The 17,794-nt window shown below is 62.5% G+C and carries 21 protein-coding genes; 12 read left to right on the top strand and 9 right to left on the bottom strand.

The annotated features are described in order from the left end of the window. Positions 1–177: 177 nt before the first annotated feature. The 4 genes from holA to FHW96_RS08565 form a co-directional block, all read right to left on the bottom strand. On the bottom strand, positions 178–1,209 hold the full coding sequence (gene holA, locus FHW96_RS08580) for a DNA polymerase III subunit delta (protein ID WP_172340134.1): 1,032 nt from the start codon (positions 1,207–1,209) through the stop codon (positions 178–180). Continuing rightward, positions 1,206–1,673, bottom strand: a complete 468-nt coding sequence (gene lptE / locus FHW96_RS08575; protein ID WP_371815673.1) for an LPS assembly lipoprotein LptE — start codon at positions 1,671–1,673, stop codon at positions 1,206–1,208. Before lptE ends, holA begins: the two co-directional genes overlap by 4 nt. Positions 1,674–1,708: 35 nt before the next feature. Continuing rightward, entirely contained in the window at positions 1,709–4,225 is a 2,517-nt protein-coding gene (gene leuS / locus FHW96_RS08570) for a leucine--tRNA ligase (protein WP_172340132.1), read from the bottom strand. 81 nt (positions 4,226–4,306) lie between these two features. Next, positions 4,307–4,816: a DUF3576 domain-containing protein gene (locus tag FHW96_RS08565; RefSeq protein WP_253950825.1), complete on the bottom strand. Its 510-nt coding sequence runs from the start codon at positions 4,814–4,816 to the stop codon at positions 4,307–4,309. On the opposite strand from FHW96_RS08565, the gene FHW96_RS08560 reads away from it, so the two are divergent. From FHW96_RS08560 to FHW96_RS08535, 6 genes are all read left to right on the top strand, one after another. Continuing rightward, positions 4,803–5,000 carry a hypothetical protein gene (locus FHW96_RS08560; RefSeq protein ID WP_172340131.1) on the top strand — a complete coding sequence of 66 codons (198 nt, stop codon included), beginning with the start codon at positions 4,803–4,805 and terminating at the stop codon, positions 4,998–5,000. The genes FHW96_RS08565 and FHW96_RS08560 overlap by 14 nt on opposite strands. Positions 5,001–5,143: 143 nt before the next feature. Then, positions 5,144–5,881 carry a hypothetical protein gene (locus FHW96_RS08555; RefSeq protein ID WP_172340130.1) on the top strand — a complete coding sequence of 246 codons (738 nt, stop codon included), beginning with the start codon at positions 5,144–5,146 and terminating at the stop codon, positions 5,879–5,881. Positions 5,882–6,146: 265 nt separating this feature from the next. Further along, on the top strand, positions 6,147–6,869 hold the full coding sequence (gene phbB, locus FHW96_RS08550; protein ID WP_168603351.1) for an acetoacetyl-CoA reductase: 723 nt from the start codon (positions 6,147–6,149) through the stop codon (positions 6,867–6,869). Between the two features lie 351 nt (positions 6,870–7,220). After that, positions 7,221–7,484: a ribbon-helix-helix domain-containing protein gene (locus FHW96_RS08545; RefSeq protein WP_172340129.1), complete on the top strand. Its 264-nt coding sequence runs from the start codon at positions 7,221–7,223 to the stop codon at positions 7,482–7,484. An 89-nt stretch (positions 7,485–7,573) separates the two neighbouring features. Next, entirely contained in the window at positions 7,574–7,951 is a 378-nt protein-coding gene (locus tag FHW96_RS26165; protein WP_253950824.1) for a glycine zipper 2TM domain-containing protein, read from the top strand. Between the two features lie 94 nt (positions 7,952–8,045). Further along, on the top strand, positions 8,046–8,336 hold the full coding sequence (locus FHW96_RS08535; protein WP_168603349.1) for a hypothetical protein: 291 nt from the start codon (positions 8,046–8,048) through the stop codon (positions 8,334–8,336). A gap of 43 nt (positions 8,337–8,379) precedes the next feature. Here FHW96_RS08535 and murA read toward each other — a convergent pair whose 3' ends face one another. Further along, positions 8,380–9,663 carry a UDP-N-acetylglucosamine 1-carboxyvinyltransferase gene (murA, locus tag FHW96_RS08530; protein WP_168603348.1) on the bottom strand — a complete coding sequence of 428 codons (1,284 nt, stop codon included), beginning with the start codon at positions 9,661–9,663 and terminating at the stop codon, positions 8,380–8,382. A 169-nt stretch (positions 9,664–9,832) separates the two neighbouring features. Between murA and galU the strand changes: the two genes are divergently transcribed. Beyond that, positions 9,833–10,729: a UTP--glucose-1-phosphate uridylyltransferase GalU gene (gene galU, locus FHW96_RS08525; protein ID WP_172340274.1), complete on the top strand. Its 897-nt coding sequence runs from the start codon at positions 9,833–9,835 to the stop codon at positions 10,727–10,729. Between the two features lie 163 nt (positions 10,730–10,892). Here the strand turns inward: galU and FHW96_RS08520 are convergent, their stop codons facing one another. From FHW96_RS08520 to FHW96_RS08510, 3 genes are all read right to left on the bottom strand, one after another. Next, positions 10,893–11,420, bottom strand: coding sequence for a hypothetical protein (locus FHW96_RS08520; RefSeq protein WP_172340128.1), 528 nt, complete (start codon positions 11,418–11,420; stop codon positions 10,893–10,895). Positions 11,421–11,554: 134 nt separating this feature from the next. Further along, positions 11,555–12,544 carry a sulfur carrier protein ThiS gene (gene thiS / locus FHW96_RS08515; protein WP_172340127.1) on the bottom strand — a complete coding sequence of 330 codons (990 nt, stop codon included), beginning with the start codon at positions 12,542–12,544 and terminating at the stop codon, positions 11,555–11,557. A gap of 18 nt (positions 12,545–12,562) precedes the next feature. Beyond that, a complete protein-coding gene (locus FHW96_RS08510) occupies positions 12,563–12,937 on the bottom strand; it encodes a MerC domain-containing protein (RefSeq protein ID WP_172340126.1) in 375 nt (124 codons plus the stop codon). 171 nt (positions 12,938–13,108) lie between these two features. Here FHW96_RS08510 and FHW96_RS08505 point away from each other — a divergent pair, with 171 nt between their 5' ends. The 4 genes from FHW96_RS08505 to rpsI all read left to right on the top strand — a co-directional run bounded on the left by FHW96_RS08505 (position 13,109) and on the right by rpsI (position 15,556). After that, on the top strand, positions 13,109–14,137 hold the full coding sequence (locus tag FHW96_RS08505) for a COX15/CtaA family protein (protein WP_172340125.1): 1,029 nt from the start codon (positions 13,109–13,111) through the stop codon (positions 14,135–14,137). Then, positions 14,134–14,457 (top strand): divalent-cation tolerance protein CutA, encoded by a 324-nt coding sequence (gene cutA, locus FHW96_RS08500; protein ID WP_172340124.1) that lies wholly within the window; start codon positions 14,134–14,136, stop codon positions 14,455–14,457. The genes FHW96_RS08505 and cutA overlap by 4 nt, the downstream gene beginning before the upstream one ends. Before the next feature lie 137 nt (positions 14,458–14,594). Beyond that, positions 14,595–15,074 (top strand): 50S ribosomal protein L13, encoded by a 480-nt coding sequence (rplM, locus tag FHW96_RS08495; RefSeq protein ID WP_172340123.1) that lies wholly within the window; start codon positions 14,595–14,597, stop codon positions 15,072–15,074. Further along, entirely contained in the window at positions 15,074–15,556 is a 483-nt protein-coding gene (gene rpsI, locus FHW96_RS08490) for a 30S ribosomal protein S9 (protein ID WP_172340122.1), read from the top strand. Before rplM ends, rpsI begins: the two co-directional genes overlap by 1 nt. A gap of 67 nt (positions 15,557–15,623) precedes the next feature. Here the strand turns inward: rpsI and FHW96_RS08485 are convergent, their stop codons facing one another. Beyond that, a complete protein-coding gene (locus FHW96_RS08485) occupies positions 15,624–16,409 on the bottom strand; it encodes a 3'(2'),5'-bisphosphate nucleotidase CysQ (protein WP_172340121.1) in 786 nt (261 codons plus the stop codon). Between the two features lie 131 nt (positions 16,410–16,540). On the opposite strand from FHW96_RS08485, the gene sucC reads away from it, so the two are divergent. Beyond that, the gene (sucC, locus tag FHW96_RS08480; protein WP_172340120.1) at positions 16,541–17,740 is read left to right on the top strand and encodes an ADP-forming succinate--CoA ligase subunit beta; all 1,200 of its coding nucleotides are present in this window, start codon (positions 16,541–16,543) and stop codon (positions 17,738–17,740) included. Positions 17,741–17,794 lie beyond the last annotated feature (54 nt).

Raw genomic sequence — 17,794 nt, 5'->3', positions numbered from 1 at the left:
CCCTGCTAACTTTGCCGCATCAACGCCGGTTCGTGACGAGCGCTAGGCCCTAACACTTCCGGTCTTGTCACCCTAGTAAAAGCACTAACACGCCGCTGCATTGCAGCAAAATTAAAAATTCATTCAACCTTAACTCGGATCTCTAATGTTTTCCGAAAAGGTTAAACAAAACAGCGTCTAGCAACGGGATTTGGCATAGCGGGCAATTTCCGCAAGCTCTTGAGCAAGCAGCAATTCTGCTGTCTGGTTATTGACCATCAGGCTGCGATGGAGGGCCATCAGGCGCTGGGCGAGTCGGGCAAGGGGGCGACCGCGCCAGATCCGCAACTGGCGGCTAAGGTCCGGAACATCCTTGAAAAAAACCCGTCTTGATGCCTTTTCGCCCTCCATAAAGGCGGAAATATCCGGGTTGGTTCCGAGTCGTCCGGCCAATTGTGCCAATTGGGCAACACGCCGCTCAAAAGCGAGCAGCAGGCCAACCGGGTTAAGCTCCAGTTCAGCCATACGGCGCAACTCAGCCTTCAGCCTGCCGCTGTCCCCATTCAGGACAGTATTCACCAATGTGGTAAAACCATCCTCTTCGGTTTTGGCCCCCACCGCCTCGAAGGCCTCCAGCGAGGCCGGACGCGGCCTTTCGGGGGTGGCATCCAGATAAAGCGCCAACTTGGTAACTTCAGAGGCCGCCAGGCGCGTATCCAATCCTACCGCAGCCGCAATACGCTGGGCCAACTCGCGGTCCATCGGCGCCCCGGCCGCATCGGCCATCTGGCGCACTGAAGCCGTGACCGAGGCCAGATCGGGCGGATAGAACATCGCCACCAACGCATCATCGCGCTTTTCCAGCAGCTTGGCCGTGCGCGACTTGTCGCTGGCATTGGCGGCCTGAATGATGACCGGACAGGGTGCCACGTCGCTCGAGATCAGGTTTTCGACCGCATCATGCGCCTCGTCGCCCGAACAGCGCACCCAGATATGGCGCGTATCGCCAAACAAGGATGTCGAGCGCGCCTCATCGCCCAGCCGCACCGGGTCGCGCTTCAGCTCGGCCCCGGTAAACTCCACCCGCTCGCCCGCGTCGGGCAGCAAGGAGGCGATGCGAAAGGCCGCATCCTGCACGCTGGCGTCATCGGTGCCGCAAAGGAAGAAGACGCGCATGGTCTGCGCCGCCCGTGGCGCAAGGTTGACGAAGTCGCGCTGGGTGGCTTTCATTGCCTCGCGCGCAGCTTAACGGCCAAATTGGTTACGATTCGCCCTGCAACAACGCGCGTCAGGTTCTCCAACGCGGTCTGCTCGGCCGCCACTGTGGCATATTCGGACGAAACCACATCCATGCCCGCATCCGAACCCGCCGTAGCGTCCAGCAGGATCGCCCCGCTGGCCGCATCGATCAACTGATAGCGCGCGCGCAGGATACGCCGCTCACGCCCCACCGTATTGTTCGAGAGCAGGCCCAGACCGAGCAACTGATCGTCCAGCCGCACCTCCAGCCGATAGCGCGGCGTGCCCCCCTCAGGCGGGGTGCCCAGTTGATCGACCAGCGCATTATGCATCAGCCACCCGGCCTTGCCCTGAATGGGCGAAACCGAGATCGACCCCAGCCCCTGCGCCACGCCGGCCTGCGCCCCGCCCGCATAGAGCGGCTGCAAGGCGCAGCCCTGCAAGGCGGGCAGCATGGCCAAAGCACACAGAGGCAGGAATCGACGCATAATCAGACCACCAGATTGACGAGGCGATCAGGCACCACGATCACCTTCTTGATTGCGGCGCCCTCGAGCGCACGCTGCACCTTTTCCGAGGCCAAAGCCAGCGCTTCCAGTTCTTCTTTCGCGGTCCCCTTGGCCACGGTCAGCGTGTCACGCAGCTTGCCCTTGACCTGAACCGCAATGGTCACCTCATCATCGACCAGCAGCGCCGGATCGACAGCGGGCCATGCGGCTTCGGCGATCAGATCATCACCAATGGTGGCCCATGCTTCCTCGGCCAGATGCGGCATCATCGGCGCGATCAGCAGCAGGACCGCCTTAATCGCGGCGCTGCGGCTGGCGCTGGGCGCGGCCTTTTCGACAACGCCGGTCAATTCGTAAATGCGCGCCACGGCCTTGTTGAAGCTGAGCGCCTCAATGTCGGCGGCGATGGCATGGACGGTCTGATGGGCCTTGCGGTCCACGGCCTTGTCCTCGCCAGTCGCGGCGGCATCATATTGCGCGAACAGGCGCCACAAACGCTGCACAAAGCGCGCGCAGCCCTCGATGCCAGCCTCGCTCCACGGCAGATCGCGCTCGGGCGGGCTGTCGGACAGCATGAACCAGCGGATCGCATCGGCGCCGTAAGTCTCGACGATCTCGTCGGGGTCCACGACGTTCTTCTTGGACTTCGACATCTTGATGACGCGGCCAATGTCCACCGGCGCGCCATCGGCCTTCAGCGTCCCGCCTTCGCTGGTGCGCTCGACATCGCTGGGCGCAAACCAGATCGGCTGACCATTGCCGGGATCGACGCGGCTGTATGTCTCATGCGTCACCATGCCCTGCGTAAACAGGCTGGCGAAAGGCTCGGTCACATCGATCTTGCCGATACGGGCCAGAGCGCGGGTCCAGAAGCGAGCATAGAGCAGGTGGAGGATCGCATGTTCGATCCCGCCAATATACTGCCCCACCGGCAGCCAGCGCGCGATTTCCGCCGGATCGAACGGCGCATCGTCAGGCTGGCTGGCGAAACGCAGGAAATACCACGAGCTGTCGACGAACGTGTCCAGCGTATCCGTCTCGCGCCGCGCGGCATGGCCGCATTGCGGGCAATCGACATGCTTCCACGTCGGATGGCGGTCCAGCGGGTTGCCGGGCACGTCAAAGGTCACATCTTCGGGCAGGGTCACGGGCAGGTGCTTCTTGGGCACCGGCACCACGCCGCAGACCTCGCAATGGATGAAGGGGATCGGCGTGCCCCAATAGCGCTGGCGCGAAACGCCCCAGTCGCGCAGACGCCACACGGTCTTGCCCTCGCCCCAGCCTTCGGCTTCGGCCTTGGCGATGACGGCGGCTTTGGCGGCCTCGACTTCCATGCCGTTGAGGAATTGCGAGTTCACCAGAGTGCCCGCGCCGGTGTAGGCCTCGTCCCCCTCGAAAACGGGCGCGGTATTCTCGCCATCAGCCACCACGCGGGTAACGGGCAGGCCATATTTGCGCGCAAAATCAATATCGCGCTGGTCATGCGCGGGGCAGCCGAAGACTGCGCCCGTACCATAATCCATCAGCACGAAATTGGCGATATAGACCGGCAATTGCCATTCCGCGTCCAACGGATGCGCCACGCGCAGGCCGGTGTCAAAGCCCAGCTTTTCCGCCGTTTCCAATTCCGCCGCCGTGGTCCCGCCCTGCTTGCACAGCGCGATGAAATCGGCAACCTCGGCGCGCTCGGCGGCCAGCTTCTGCGCGATCGGATGATCGGCGGCGATGGCGACAAAGCTGGCGCCGAACAAAGTGTCCGGGCGGGTCGAATAGACCTCAATCTCGGCATCGCCGCTAAACTTGAACTGCAACCCCTGCGACTTGCCGATCCAGTTTTCCTGCATCAGCTTGACCTTTTCGGGCCAATGCTCAAGCGCGCCCAGACCCTCGAGCAATTCGTCGGCAAAGTCGGTGATCTTCAAAAACCACTGGTTGAGCTTGCGCTTTTCCACCAGCGCGCCCGAACGCCAGCCGCGCCCGTCGATCACCTGCTCATTGGCCAGAACAGTGTTGTCGACCGGATCCCAATTGACGGTCGATTCCTTGCGATAAACAAGGCCCGCCGCATAGAGATCGACAAACAGCGACTGTTCCTGACCGTAATATTCCGGCTCGCAGGTCGCCAGTTCGCGGCTCCAGTCGAGCGCGAAGCCAAGGCGCTTCAACTGCGCCTTCATGTTGGCGATATTGTCGCGGGTCCATCCGCCGGGGTGAACGCCCTTTTCCATCGCGGCATTTTCGGCGGGCATGCCGAACGCGTCCCAGCCCATCGGATGCAGCACTTCAAAGCCCTGCATCTTCTTATAACGGGCCAGCACATCGCCCATCGTGTAATTGCGCACATGGCCGATATGGATACGTCCCGATGGATAGGGAAACATTTCCAGGACATAGGAACGCGGCTTGTCGCTCTTGTCATCGGCCCGGAAGCTCTGCTTCTCGTCCCACACGCGTTGCCACTTGCCATCGGCAACACTGGAATCGAAACGCTCACTCATTGCTCATGCCCTTTATACCAGAAAGCCTCCCGACTTGCCGGTACGGGGGCAAGGCGGGAGGCAAACGGTCAGAATTGATGTTTACTTGATCAGCGTGGCCTGACGCAGATCGCGCGCCTTGGTCAGGATCACGTCCTCCAGTCGCTGAACCGTGGCGGCCGCCACCGGCGCATCGGTCCAGAAACCGTCCTTCGACACCTGACGCGCCGCCGTCACGCGCAGCGCGTCGCTGCGCAGGTCCTTGTCGAGGATCGCAATCGTCAGCTTCATCCGCTCACCCGGGTTCGACGGGTTCGAATACCAGTCGGTGACGATCACGCCGCTGTTCGCATCGCTTTGCAGCAGGGGCATGAAGGACACCGAATCGAGCGCCGCGCGCCAGAGATAGGCATTCACCCCGATCGTGGTCAGGTTCGAGGGCGGCAGCGTCAGCGTGGTGCGGGTGACGCGGTGATGCTTGATATGGATCGGATTATGCACGCGCATATTGCCGACCTTGCACCCGCCCAGCGCCAGCAGGGCCAGGGCCACCGCGCCCCCACGCAGCATCGGGCTGATCAACTTACGGGCAGGAGCCTTGCTGGCCATCATCGGTTCTGCACTTTCCGTCCAAAAAACCCAAACGCTTGGGTCCCAAAAAAACTGGTTCGTCGCCATCCTGCCCGCACAGCGCGCGCGCATCGGTTGGCAAGTCTCTATAACCGCCAAAAAGCGCGCGACAAGGGGCGTTGGGCACGCTTCTTTCTTGGCCAGCGACGGCGTGAACCTTGGCTGAACATGAGAATGGCGTGCAGCCAAGGTTCATCATGGCGCGCTTACAATTTGAGGTGTATGGAATATCCGACGCCGGAAAGGAATCCGGCCCCGATGTAAGCGACGATGATGCAGGCCATTCTTTCTTCCGCCCCGCGCAGTTCGATGCCCGCTCTGGTAATGGCCGGGGCTGTCGGGCTGCTCGCGTTGCCCAGCGCGGTGCTGGCCTTTTCGACGCGGTTTGAAACCGTCGCCGAAAGCGCCGATTCCGGCACCGATCAGGGCAATTTCTCGTCCAGCGAACTGGACCCGCGCGCCGCCCGCGCCATGGCCGCACGCCAGCAGGCCCAGTTCATGCAAGGCAAGGAAGCGCTGTTTCATTTCACCCCCGCGGGGCTGGCCACGCGGCCTGACCGGTCGGTGACGGTGGCAGTGCGGGTGGATGCCGAAACCGCGCGGGCGATTGTCGTGCGCGGCCCGGCCCAGCGTATTGCCCCCGCCGGACCCAATACGCGCGTGGCGCCCAATGCCTACAATCTTGGTCTGTCGCGCGGGTATCAGAGCTTTTCATCGCTGACCTCGACCTATTCGCTGCCCGGTAACGATCATACCAAGCATGAAATGCCCGACCTCTCGGCCTTTCCCCGCGTCGAGAGCGGCAGCGATTCGCGGCTGGCGCCCCATATTCAACTGGTCGACCGCGAAAGGGCGGGCCGTGCGCCGCGCACGCTGGAAAGCTTTGGCGAACAAAGCGTCGATGTGGGCGGGTCCTATCGCGTCACGCGCAATTTCGACGTGACGGCGGGCGTGCGCTATTCGCAGGACCGCGACCGGCTGAAACCCACCAATGACACCAAGTCGGACAGTCAGGCCGTCTTTGTCGGCACGCAATTCCGATTCTGATCCGCCGCGTGGTATTTGACAGACAATTGGCGCGCAAAATCACGTAATTGCCCCCGAATTGTACGCGACCCATCCAATGCTGCAAATGCGTAATCTGTAAATTTACTTCGCACATGCAGCATATATCGCAATTTACCTCCAGTCTTGCGCTAAACTGCGCAGTTTTTGCGCGTAACGCCCCGCCAACTTACTTGCCACTGTCGCATTGCGCCGATAGCACTTGTGGCTCGGATGTTCTCTGGCCAACATCTTTTGGAGGAAATGCATGACGCGAGTGGCAATCGTTACAGGTGGTACGCGGGGCATTGGCGAGGCGATCAGCCTCGCCCTCAAGGATCTGGGATATACGGTTGCCGCCAATTACGCGGGCAATGATGAAAAGGCCAAAGCCTTCACCGAGGCGACCGGCATCGCCGCCTATAAATGGGACGTGGGCGATCATGAAGCCACCCTTGCCGGTGTGGCGCAGGTCGAGGCCGATCTGGGCCCGGTCGATGTGGTGGTCAACAATGCCGGCATCACGCGCGACGGCGTGCTGCATCGCATGACCTTCGAGAACTGGAACGAAGTGATCCGCGTCAACCTTGGCGGCTGCTTCAACATGGCCAAGGCCACTTTCCCCGGCATGCGCGAACGCGGCTGGGGCCGCATCGTCAACATCGGCTCGATCAACGGTCAGGCGGGTCAGTATGGCCAGGTCAACTATGCCGCCGCCAAATCGGGCATCCACGGCTTTACCAAGGCGCTGGCCCAGGAAGGCGCCAAGTTCGGCGTGACCGTCAACGCCATCGCGCCCGGCTATATCGACACCGAAATGGTGGCCGCCGTGCCCGCGCCGGTGCTGGAAAAGATCGTTGCCAAGATCCCGGTGGGCCGCCTTGGCCATGCCGAGGAAATCGCGCGCGGCGTGGCTTTCCTGTGCAGCGAGGATGCAGGCTTCGTCACCGGCTCGACCATGAGCATCAACGGCGGGCAGCATATGTATTGATGGAATCGCGGTTTACGTGGTTTGAGAAAGGGCGCGGGTCGAAAGGCTCGCGCCTTTTTTGTGTTTTAAGACAAGTGGTATCACGAGGGGCTTGCCCCTCGTGGCTCCCCGATACTGTCTTTGTTGCGCGATGGGTTCGGCCATTTGTGTTGGACGCGAGGACTGATTTGATAAACAGGGATAACTTCACCGCGCCGCAGGCTCTCAAACATCACCCCAAACACACCCTATGCCCTTTGGCTGCCCCCTATTAACGGGATTGCAAAGGGACGAGTCCCTTTGCCCGCCGGAGGCATAAAACCCCGCCGGAGGCATCTATCCCTTCCCCTCCCCCGCCACTACACTCCCCCCATGCTCACCCCGCCTTATCACCCCCCCGTCAAACGCTCGGTCGAGATTGCCGGACACAAGACCTCGATCAGCCTTGAGCCCCTGTTCTGGGATATGCTGCGCGAGGCGGCTGCGCGCGAAGGTGTGTCGGTCAATGCGCTGGTGGCGCGAATCGATGCCGAAAGAATTGCCTGCGAAACGCCGCCGGGTCTGGCCGGGGCGGTAAGAATTTGGCTGGTGACACAACCGTTCGTCGCGGTTGATACACGGTCTGCCCTAGGGTAAAATACTGGGATTAACCATAGTCATCGCTTCGGAGGCCTTCGGCATTTCCGCAATTTTGCGATGACGGGTGAAACGGAGGGGGATTTTTCATGCGCAAGATTCACAGGATTTCGAGCCTCGCCCTGCTCGCTTTCGCGCTCTGCGGCCAGCCTGCCTTGGCCGCGACCACGAAGAAGGTCGTCAAGCGCAAGCCGGTCGCCACGGCCAGCGTCACCCCTGCGCCCGCACCGGTCCCCGCTCCCGCGCCGGTCATGCAGAAAACCCGCGTTTGCGACACCACCAGTTCGACCACCGGGGCCGTGGCGGGCGCGGCCTTGGGCGCGGTGTTGGGCAACAAGGTGATCGACAACGGTATTCTGGGCACGGCGGGCGGCGCGGCCGCGGGCGCCTTTGCCGGACAGGCCCTTGAGCGCACGCTGACCGCCAAGCAGCGGTGCCGCGATGTAGAAACGCCTGTCAAACCTTAACGTTCAGGAACAGTTCGTCGCAAAAACCGTTCATCTTGAGTTGAACTTGGTTGGCGCTTTATGGCGTCAGCCAAGTCAAAACAGGAGATGCCTTATGCCGAATTTCATCAAACTGATCGCCATGTCCTCGGCGCTGGCGGTGGTGGCAGCGCCCGTGATGGCCGAAGCCCGCCCTGCCAAGCGCGTGGTCAAGGTTTGCCGCAAGTCGAGCGGCACCGCGGGTCTGATCGCGGGTGGCGCAGGCGGCGCGCTGGTGGGCCATGCAGCGCTGGGCGGGCCGGTCGGATTGGTGGCGGGCGCGGTGGGCGGGGCCTTTGCGGGCCGCGCGATTGACCGCACGATCACCGCGAAAAAGCGCTGCCGCTATGTCGAGGCGCGCCGATAATGCAGGTTTGACCCGGCGGTCCAAAAACCGCCGGGTCCCTATTTCAGTCGCCGCCGACGCGCTCGATTTCGGCGCCCAGCAGAGCGAATTTCTCTTCCAACCGCTCATAGCCGCGATCAAGGTGATAGAGGCGGTGGACCGTGGTCTGCCCTTCGGCGGCGAGGCCGGCAATCACCAGACTCATCGAAGCGCGCAGATCGGTCGCCATCACTTCGGCCCCGGTCAGGCGCGGCACGCCATGGACGATGGCCACGCGGCCCTTGGTTTCGATCCGTGCGCCCATGCGGGTCAGTTCTGGCACGTGCATATAGCGGTTTTCAAAGATCGTTTCGGTCAGCACGCTGGTGCCCTCGGCGCGGGTCAGCATAGCCATCAGTTGCGCCTGCATGTCGGTGGCGAAACCGGGATAAGGCGCGGTTGAAACGGTGACGGGGCGGATCGGGCCATTGGCGGCGACGAAAATGCTGTCCTTGCGCGGTTCGATATGAACGCCCGCCTCGCGCAGCGCGGCCAGCGTCGCATCCATTTCATCGGCACGCGCGCCCAGCAATTCGACCTCACCCCCGGTGATCGCGGCGGCGCAGGCATAGGAGCCGGCTTCGATACGGTCCGGCATAACCTGATAGGTTGCACCATGAAGGCGCTTTACGCCATGAATGGTGAGTTCCGAAGTGCCGATACCCTCGATCTGGGCGCCCATCGCCACCAGCAGGTTGCACAGATCGACAATTTCAGGCTCGCGCGCGGCATTGTGCAGGCGGCAGGTGCCATTGGCCATGCTGGCCGCCATCAGCGCGTTTTCCGTCGCGCCCACCGAAACCACCGGGAAGGCATAGCGCCCGCCGGGCAGCCCGCCATCAGGCGCAATGGCGCGAACATAGCCCGAGGTCAGCTCGATGGTGGCGCCAAAGGCCTCCAGCACCTTCAGGTGCAGGTCGATCGGGCGATTGCCGATCGCGCAGCCGCCCGGCAGCGACACGGTCGCCTCGCCCGCGCGGGCCAGCAAGGGGCCCAGCACCAGAATTGAGGCGCGCATTTTGCGCACCAGTTCATAAGGCGCGGTCGTGCTGGTCAGGCGCGTGGCCTGAAGGGTCATGACTCGACCAAAATCCTCTGGCCTTGTCCCCGCGATGGACGTAGAAACGCCGAACTGGTTCAACAAGTGCTGGAACCCGTCCACGTCGGCCAGACGCGGCAGATTGCGCAGGGTCAGGGGTTCCTCGGTCAGCAGCGCGCAAGGCAGCAGGGTGAGGGCCGAATTCTTGGCTCCCGACACCGGAATGGCTCCGGAAAGTCGCTTGCCACCGCGAATGATGATTTTGTCCATACGCCACCGTTTAGGAGCCATTTGTGCTGTCGGCAATGGGCGGATTGTGAAAGGCTGGGGGCGGATTGCGAATAGGCAGGTCGAAAAAATTAACCAAGTTGTAGAACTTGTATTTTAGGTAAACCTACAGCTAATTCGGCAAAGAAGTCGGGAACGAAAGCGAGAGATGATGATGCATTCGCGTGAAATCAAGCCCGTCCGCAAGGCGGTATTTCCAGTGGCAGGCCTTGGGACGCGCTTTTTGCCCGCGACCAAGGCTATCCCCAAGGAAATGCTGCCTATCGTCGATCGTCCTTTGATCCAGTATGCCGTCGATGAAGCGCGCGAAGCGGGCATCGAGCAGCTGATCTTTGTGACCGGCCGCGGCAAAACCGCCATCGTCGAACATTTCGACACGGCCTTTGAACTCGAAGCCACGATGGAAGGGCGCGGCAAGTCGCTCGACGTGCTCGAACCCACCCGGATCAAGCCGGGCAATCTGGTCACAGTGCGTCAGCAGGTGCCGATGGGCCTGGGCCATGCGATCTGGTGCGCACGCGCCGTGATCGGCAATGAACCCTTCGCCATCTTCCTGCCCGACGAACTGATGATCGGCAAAAAGGGCTGCATGAAGCAGATGGTCGAGGCCTATCACAAGACCGGCGGCAATCTGATCTCGGTGCTCGAAGTGCCGCGTGAGGAAGTCTCGTCCTATGGCGTGATCGCGCCGGGCAAGTCCGAGGGCGATCTGACCGAGGTGACCGGCCTTGTCGAAAAGCCCAAGGTGGAGGCGGCGCCTTCGAACCTGATCATCTCGGGCCGCTATATCCTTCAGCCCGAAGTGATGACCGTGCTGGAAACGCAGGGCAAGGGCGCGGGCGGCGAAATCCAGTTGACCGACGCGATGGCGCAGATGATCGGCCACCAGCCGTTCCACGCCGTGACCTTTGAGGGCAAGCGCTATGACTGCGGCTCGAAGGTCGGCTTTGTCGAGGCCACCCTGGCGCTGGCGCTGCAGCGCGAGGACATGGGCGCCGAAGTGCGCGAAATGGCCCGCAAGCTGCTGGGCGAATACGCTCCGGCATAATCATCCGACAGCTTGAGCAAGGGCGCGGGAAAGGGGCCAACCCCTTTTTCCGCGCCTTTTGTTTTGCCTTCTGAAGAGGCGCGGCGGGCATAGAAAAGGCGCGAAGGGATCACCCTTCGCGCCAATTCTTAACCTTTTATCGCAACGAATGTTTACGCGGCGATCAGGCCGCTTCCTTATCCACCCACTCGGGATAGAAGGCCGGTTCGCGCGTGGACCAGCCCGGCGCGGTGGCTGCCGCCTCGCTGATCGATTGCAACAGCTTCTTGCGCCGTTCGGGCCGGATCTGCGGCAGCGCCGCCGCCGCGCAGAAAGCGGAGGGCAACCAGGGCCGCACATCGGCGCCCAGCAGGCGCTCATACAAGAAGCGGTAGGCCGAAAAGCCCGTGATCTTTTCCTGCGCCAGATCGAAAGCTGTCAGACGCACCAGCTTGCCCAGAAAGCTTTCCAGCGCATCGAGATTGGTCTCGCAGGGTTTTTCGCCGCGCAAGGCCTTCAATTCCTGATAGATCACGTACTGGCTGCGGATGCTGGCGTTTTCCGCCGAATCGCGCGCCCACAGCTTGAAAGCGTCCTGACGCCCCAGCCCCACATCGAGGCTGCGCTTGATGTAACGCTGCTCGCAAGGCGTGAAACCGGCAAATTCGCGCAGTTCGGCGATTGCGAGCGTGGCCGTACCCGTATGTGCCATCTTCGTGATCCCATCGGCCCGGACGATTCCCGGCCTCAGGTTCAAATTGCGCCCAATGCATTTAAAAAGGCGTTAACCATCTGATTGAAATTATTAAGGGGCGCTCATTAGCCCCCCGGATGCATTTGTTCAGATCAGATCATGCCCGCAAGAGGGCTGGACGGGTCGGCATATTTGCGCGTGGCCATGCGCCCGGCAAGATAAGCGTCGCGCCCCGCCTCGACGGCCAGGCGCATCGCGCGGGCCATGCGGATGGGATCGCGGGCCTCGGCAATGGCGGTGTTCATCAACACGCCGTCCACGCCCAGCTCCATCGCCACGGCCGCATCCGAGGCCGTGCCCACGCCTGCATCGACCAGCACCGGCACCTTGGCGCCTTCAACGATCAGGCGGATCGTCACCTTGTTCTGAATGCCAAGGCCCGAGCCGATCGGCGCGCCCAAAGGCATGACCGCCACGGCGCCCGCTTCTTCCAACTGCTTGGCCGCAATCGGATCATCGACGCAATAGACCATGGGCAGGAAGCCTTCCTTGGCCAGCACCTCGGTCGCCTTGAGCGTTTCGCGCATATCGGGATAAAGCGTGCGCGCCTCGCCCAGCACCTCGAGCTTGACCAGATCCCAGCCGCCCGCCTCACGCGCAAGGCGCAGGGTGCGGATCGCATCCTCGGCGGTAAAACAACCGGCGGTGTTGGGCAGATAGGTCACTTTACGCGGGTCGATGAAATCGGTCAGCATCGGCGCCTTGGGGTCCGACACATTCACGCGGCGCACGGCCACGGTGACGATTTCCGCGCCCGACGCCTCCAGCGCGGCGGCGTTCTGGGCAAAATCCTTGTACTTGCCGGTGCCCACGATCAGGCGCGACCGGAAAGTGCGACCCGCAACGGTCCAAGTATCATCTGCGCTCACGTCACCACCCCCTACAAAATGCACGATCTCCAGCACATCGCCATCGCTCAGCGCCACATCGGCCAGCGTGCTGCGCGGGACGATGATCGCATTGCGCTCCACCGCCACCTTGGCCGGGTTGAGGCCGATTTCGGCCACAAGGTCGGCCACGCTGGCGCCATGGGCAATCCGGCGCGGCTCGCCATTCACTGTCAGGGAGATCGTTTCGCTCATGCCTCGCGCTATTGCGCGTCAGGCCGCGTGGCGCAAGTTCCGGATGTGGGCAAAAGCGAGAAGAATGACGCCCGGCATGGTCATCGCCACTTCGGGCAGGCCATGCGGCACCACCAGTCCCGCCGCCATCAGCACCAGCCCCGCGCAGCCCATAATCAAAGGCTCACGCCGCCCATGCCGCGCCACACCAACGCCAAGACCCAGCGCGCCAATCGCAATCGCCGCCGCCAGCCCATATTCATGCACCCGCGGATCAAGCAGCACCCCGCCGCCAATCCCCAGCAAGCCCACCAACACCACACCCGATACGCAATGGATCAGGCACAGGGCCGAAAGCGCAACGCCCAGGCGGTCGAGCCGGGCGCGAATCAGGGCAAGGGCGGGGACGAACATGCAGGCTCCGATATGTGATAATGTATCATCTGGCAAGGGATTACGTTTTTTCAAGCCCGATCATTTTTTTAAAACCGCCCCGGACAGGCACTTGCGATAAAAAGCCATTCATTGGATCAAGGCCGCCGCCCCTGCCCGACGCAGGCATGGCCCAGAACGCAGGATCAAGGAATGAAACAAGCCTCCAACGCCCGTCCCTTGCTGGTGGCGCGCTGGCTTTGGGCCGTGGCCGTGCTGGTGGCGGGCATTGTGGTGGTGGGCGGGATCACGCGCCTGACCGAATCGGGCGTCTCGATCACCGAGTGGAAGCCTGTCAGCGGCGCCCTGCCTCCTTTGACGCAGGCCGCATGGGAGGCCGAATTCGCCAAATATCGCGCCACGCCACAATATATTCTGATCAACGGTCCGGCGGGCATGACTCTGGCCACCTATAAGGCGATCTTCTTCTGGGAATGGGTGCATCGGCTTCTGGCGCGCGGGATCGGGATGGTCTTTGCGCTGCCTTTGGCGATTTTCTGGATTCGGCGCCAAATTCCGGCGGGCTATCATGGACGCCTCGTCGCGCTGCTGGCGCTGGGCGGATTGCAGGGGGCGGTCGGCTGGTGGATGGTCAAATCGGGCATCGCCCATGATGTAAAAGTCAGCCACCTGCGGCTGGCCACCCATCTGGGCGTGGCGCTCTTCACGCTGGCCGGGCTGGTATGGACGGCGCTCGATCTGCAGGCGCTGGCGCGTGGACAAAAGCGCAGCCGCTTGACGGGTCTGGGCGCGCTGGCGGGCGCGGTGCTGGGGGTACAACTGATCTGGGGCGCGTTCACGGCGGGCCTGCGCGCGGGGCATGTGACCGATGAATGGCCGCTGATGAACGGCCATATCTGGCCCGGCCCGACTCAGAGCGGCGAGACTTTCCTGCAGGCGATCACCGACGATCCGGCGATTGTCCATTTCCTGCATCGCTGGTGGGCGTGGGTGGTGGTCGGCGTGCTGGTGATGCTGGCGCGGGCGCTGAAACAGCGGGGGCGGCGTGAGCCTTCGATCGCCATCCACAGCGCGTTTGGCACGCAGATCCTGCTGGGCATTGCCACGGTGATGAGCGGCGTGTCGATCCCGCTGGCGGTGGCGCATCAACTGGTGGGCGCACTGCTGGTGGTGGCCACGGTCTGGGGCATGCATGCGCTGGGCAGCGAGCGCTGGTCATGAGCTTACCTGTTCCTGTGCTGATCTGGTGTCCCTTTCCCGATACGCAGAGCGCAAAGGCGGCCTCACGCGCGCTGGTCGAGGAGGGCCTTGCGGCTTGCGCCAATATCCTGCCCGCGATGGAATCGGTCTATGCATGGCAGGGCGCGCTGCATGAAGGGGCAGAGGTCGGCGTACTCTTCAAGACCAATGCGGATCTACGCGAGAGGTGCATCGAGCGTCTGTCCGAACTGCACCCTTATGAAGAGCCTGCGATTCTGGGCTGGGAATGTCCGCTCTCGCTGCCCGCAACCATGGCTTGGCTGGGGGGGCTGAAGGGGTGAAAAAGCCACGGTATTATTTTACCGTGCCCTAAAAAGCCCAGAATGCTTGACTCTTGGGGCCGTTTGCAACATTAGGCCCGCCACACCCCCCGCCGCGACAGCGTGGCGGGGTCGTCATTTATACGGGAACCAAAGCCATGAAGGCTCTCACCAAGGTCACCCGGTCGGTCAAGCCGGCTGAGGTGGAAAAGAAGTGGCATCTGATCGATGCCGAAGGTCTGGTGCTCGGCCGCCTTGCCGTCATCGTCGCCAACACGCTGCGCGGCAAGCACAAGCCCACCTTCACGCCCCACGTCGACACCGGCGATCATGTCATCGTGATCAACGCCGACAAGGTGCGTCTGACCGGCAACAAGCTGAAGAACAAGGTGTACTACAAGCACACCGGTTACGCCGGCGGCATCAAGGAAGTGACCGCTGCCAAGGTTCTGGAAGGCCGCTTCCCGGAGCGCGTTCTGGAAAAGGCTGTGGAACGCATGATCCCGCGCGGCCCGCTGGGCCGTCAGCAGATGCGCGCCCTGCACCTCTACGCTGGTGCCGAGCACCCGCACGCCGGCAACCAGCCTGAAGTGCTGGACGTCGCTGCCCGCAACCGCAAGAACAAGGTTGGTGCGTAATGTCTGAAGAATTCTCCGCTCTGGCCGAAATCGGCACCGCAGCTCCGGTTGCCGCTGCTCCTGCCACCCCGCTGCGCGCTCGCGAAGTCGACGCCCAGGGTCGCTCGTATGCCACCGGCCGTCGTAAGGACGCCGTGGCCCGCGTGTGGATCAAGCCCGGCACCGGCAAGATCACCGTCAACGGTCGCGATCAGGAAGTTTACTTCGCTCGTCCGACCCTGCGCCTCGTGATCAACCAGCCCTTCGGCGTGGCTGACCGTTCGGGCCAGTACGACGTTATTGCCACCGTCAAGGGTGGTGGCCTCTCGGGTCAGGCCGGCGCCGTCAAGCACGGCATCTCGCAGGCTCTCTCGAAGTTCGAACCCGCGCTGCGCGGCGTGGTCAAGGCCGCTGGCTTCCTGACCCGCGACTCGCGCGCTGTCGAACGTAAGAAGTACGGCAAGGCGAAGGCTCGCAAGAGCTTCCAGTTCTCGAAGCGTTAAGCGTTTCAGGAATGGCGAAAAGGGGCGGTCCGGCAACGGGCCGCCTTTTTTTCATGGGCGCTTCGCTTTATCGCCGCTGCGACAGCAGATGCGCGCGCTCGGCCAGACGCTCGATCAGATCGGCATGGATTGCAGGCGCCGACACGGCCACGCCAAACACGCGCGGGTCCAGCTTGTTGTAATTGAGCTTGCCTCCCTGCGCATCGCTGATCGCGGCGCCCGCCTCGCGCGCGATCAAGGCGGCAGCGGCAATATCCCACTCATAGCCCCAGCGCAGCGTCGCCACCAGATCGGCCCGGTCGGCAGCCACCATGGCGATGCGCAGGGCGATGGAATTGGGCTGTTCGACCATCGCCATATCGGCATCTTCGGCGGGAAGAACCCGGGTGGGAACGCGCGCGCCCGACAATTGCTCCCGCGTAGAAGCGGCAAGCGGCTCGCCATTGCAAAAGGCGCCATGCCCGGCCTCGGCCTGCCAGAATTCGTCGCGCGCCGGGGCGTGCAGCATCGCCAGCAAGGGCCGATGGTTACTGACCAGCGCCACCGAGATCGCCCAGCCGGTGCGCCCCCGAATGAAATCGCGCGTCCCGTCAATCGGGTCGACCAGCCAGACCAGTTCGCCCTCGCGCTGATTCGGCGCATCGATGGTTTCTTCCGACAGCCAGCCCGCACTGGGCAGCAGATCGTGCAATTGCGCGCGCAGAAAGGCATCGACCGCCAGATCGGCGCTGGAAACCGGGGTTCCGTCCGATTTTCCGAAAACTTCCAGAGCTTTATTATCACCCGGCCATTGCGCCATGGCGAGCTCTCCGGCGCGGCGGACAATGGCCTCTAGGCGGGCGCGATCAAGCATGGGCGGGGCCCTGACAGGAAAATTTGCAATTAAGAATGATTAGCACATCTTTCCCTTCCCATCGCCCGCCACCTGTGCTTAGCCCGCCGCCGACCAAAGGGCCATGAGGCCTGCAATAGCGAGAAGCACCGATGAACGTCCATGAGTATCAGGGCAAGGAACTGCTGGCCAAGTTCGGCGTTGCCATTCCGGCGGGCTATCCGGCTCTGTCCGTTGAAGAAGCCGTTGCAGGCGCCAAGCAGCTGCCCGGGCCGCTCTATGTTGTGAAGTCGCAGATCCACGCCGGTGGCCGCGGCAAGGGCAAGTTCAAGGAACTGCCGGCCGATGCCAAGGGCGGCGTCCGCCTGGCCAAGAGCCTGGAAGAAGTCGAATCGCACGCCAAGGAAATGCTCGGCAACACGCTGGTGACCGTGCAGACCGGCGAAGCGGGCAAGCAGGTCAACCGCCTGTATGTCACCGACGGCGTCGATATCGCCAAGGAATATTACCTCTCGCTGCTGGTCGATCGCGCCACGGGCCGCGTGGCCTTCATCGTGTCGACCGAAGGCGGCATGGACATCGAAACCGTTGCCCATGACACCCCGGAAAAGATCGCCACGATCACCATCGACCCGGCCTCGGGCTTCCAGCCGCACCACGGCCGCTCGATCGCCTTCGCGCTCAAGCTGAAGGGCGACACCAACAAGCAGGCGCAGGTGCTGGCCAAGCAACTGTATGATGCCTTCGTTTCGCTCGATTGCGAAATGCTGGAAATCAACCCGCTGGTCGAAGACGTGAACGGCAACCTGCTGGTTCTCGACACCAAGATGAGCTTCGATTCGAACGCGCTGTTCCGTCACCCCGACGTGTTCGCGATGCGCGACGAAACCGAAGAAGATCCGGCCGAAATCGAAGCCAGCAAGTATGACCTGGCCTACATCAAGCTCGACGGCAACATCGGCTGCATGGTGAACGGCGCGGGTCTGGCCATGGCGACGATGGACATCATCAAGCTCAACGGCGCCTTCCCGGCCAACTTCCTCGACGTGGGCGGCGGCGCCACCACCGAGAAGGTGACGGCGGCGTTCAAGATCATTCTGTCGGACCCGGCGGTCGAAGGCATTCTGGTCAACATCTTTGGCGGCATCATGAAGTGCGACGTCATCGCGGCGGGCATCATTGCCGCGGCCAAGGACGTCAACCTGTCGGTTCCGCTGGTGGTTCGCCTTGAAGGCACCAACGTCGAACTGGGCAAGGAACTGCTCAACAATTCGGGCCTGCCCATCGTGGCGGCCAACGATCTGGGCGATGCCGCCAAGAAGATCGTCGCGGAAGTCAACAAGGGCAAGTAAGCCCTTCGCGAGTTTCGGGAAAAAGGCCCCGTGGCGCATCCGCGCTGCGGGGCC

The sequence above is a fragment of the Novosphingobium sp. SG751A genome (assembly GCF_013149295.1).
GTDB lineage: Bacteria > Pseudomonadota > Alphaproteobacteria > Sphingomonadales > Sphingomonadaceae > Novosphingobium.
Note: the sequence above shows the minus strand (reverse complement) of the source record. Positions and strands in the feature narration are given on the sequence as shown.

Bases quoted from the DNA above. Each gene is read 5' to 3' on its own strand.
- FHW96_RS26165 (WP_253950824.1), top strand. From the start codon at position 7,574: ATGCGCAAGATTCACAGGATTTCGAGCCTCGCCCTGCTCGCTTTCGCG.
- FHW96_RS08505 (WP_172340125.1), top strand. From the start codon at position 13,109: ATGAAACAAGCCTCCAACGCCCGTCCCTTGCTGGTGGCGCGCTGGCTT.
- rplM (WP_172340123.1), top strand. From the start codon at position 14,595: ATGAAGGCTCTCACCAAGGTCACCCGGTCGGTCAAGCCGGCTGAGGTG.
- cutA (WP_172340124.1), top strand. From the start codon at position 14,134: ATGAGCTTACCTGTTCCTGTGCTGATCTGGTGTCCCTTTCCCGATACG.
- thiS (WP_172340127.1), bottom strand. From the start codon at position 12,544: ATGAGCGAAACGATCTCCCTGACAGTGAATGGCGAGCCGCGCCGGATT.
- rpsI (WP_172340122.1), top strand. From the start codon at position 15,074: ATGTCTGAAGAATTCTCCGCTCTGGCCGAAATCGGCACCGCAGCTCCG.
- FHW96_RS08565 (WP_253950825.1), bottom strand. From the start codon at position 4,816: ATGATGGCCAGCAAGGCTCCTGCCCGTAAGTTGATCAGCCCGATGCTG.
- sucC (WP_172340120.1), top strand. From the start codon at position 16,541: ATGAACGTCCATGAGTATCAGGGCAAGGAACTGCTGGCCAAGTTCGGC.
- FHW96_RS08510 (WP_172340126.1), bottom strand. From the start codon at position 12,937: ATGTTCGTCCCCGCCCTTGCCCTGATTCGCGCCCGGCTCGACCGCCTG.
- FHW96_RS08555 (WP_172340130.1), top strand. From the start codon at position 5,144: ATGCCCGCTCTGGTAATGGCCGGGGCTGTCGGGCTGCTCGCGTTGCCC.
- leuS (WP_172340132.1), bottom strand. From the start codon at position 4,225: ATGAGTGAGCGTTTCGATTCCAGTGTTGCCGATGGCAAGTGGCAACGC.
- galU (WP_172340274.1), top strand. From the start codon at position 9,833: ATGATGCATTCGCGTGAAATCAAGCCCGTCCGCAAGGCGGTATTTCCA.
- FHW96_RS08485 (WP_172340121.1), bottom strand. From the start codon at position 16,409: ATGCTTGATCGCGCCCGCCTAGAGGCCATTGTCCGCCGCGCCGGAGAG.
- FHW96_RS08520 (WP_172340128.1), bottom strand. From the start codon at position 11,420: ATGGCACATACGGGTACGGCCACGCTCGCAATCGCCGAACTGCGCGAA.
- phbB (WP_168603351.1), top strand. From the start codon at position 6,147: ATGACGCGAGTGGCAATCGTTACAGGTGGTACGCGGGGCATTGGCGAG.
- FHW96_RS08535 (WP_168603349.1), top strand. From the start codon at position 8,046: ATGCCGAATTTCATCAAACTGATCGCCATGTCCTCGGCGCTGGCGGTG.
- FHW96_RS08545 (WP_172340129.1), top strand. From the start codon at position 7,221: ATGCTCACCCCGCCTTATCACCCCCCCGTCAAACGCTCGGTCGAGATT.
- holA (WP_172340134.1), bottom strand. From the start codon at position 1,209: ATGAAAGCCACCCAGCGCGACTTCGTCAACCTTGCGCCACGGGCGGCG.
- murA (WP_168603348.1), bottom strand. From the start codon at position 9,663: ATGGACAAAATCATCATTCGCGGTGGCAAGCGACTTTCCGGAGCCATT.
- lptE (WP_371815673.1), bottom strand. From the start codon at position 1,673: ATGCTGCCCGCCTTGCAGGGCTGCGCCTTGCAGCCGCTCTATGCGGGC.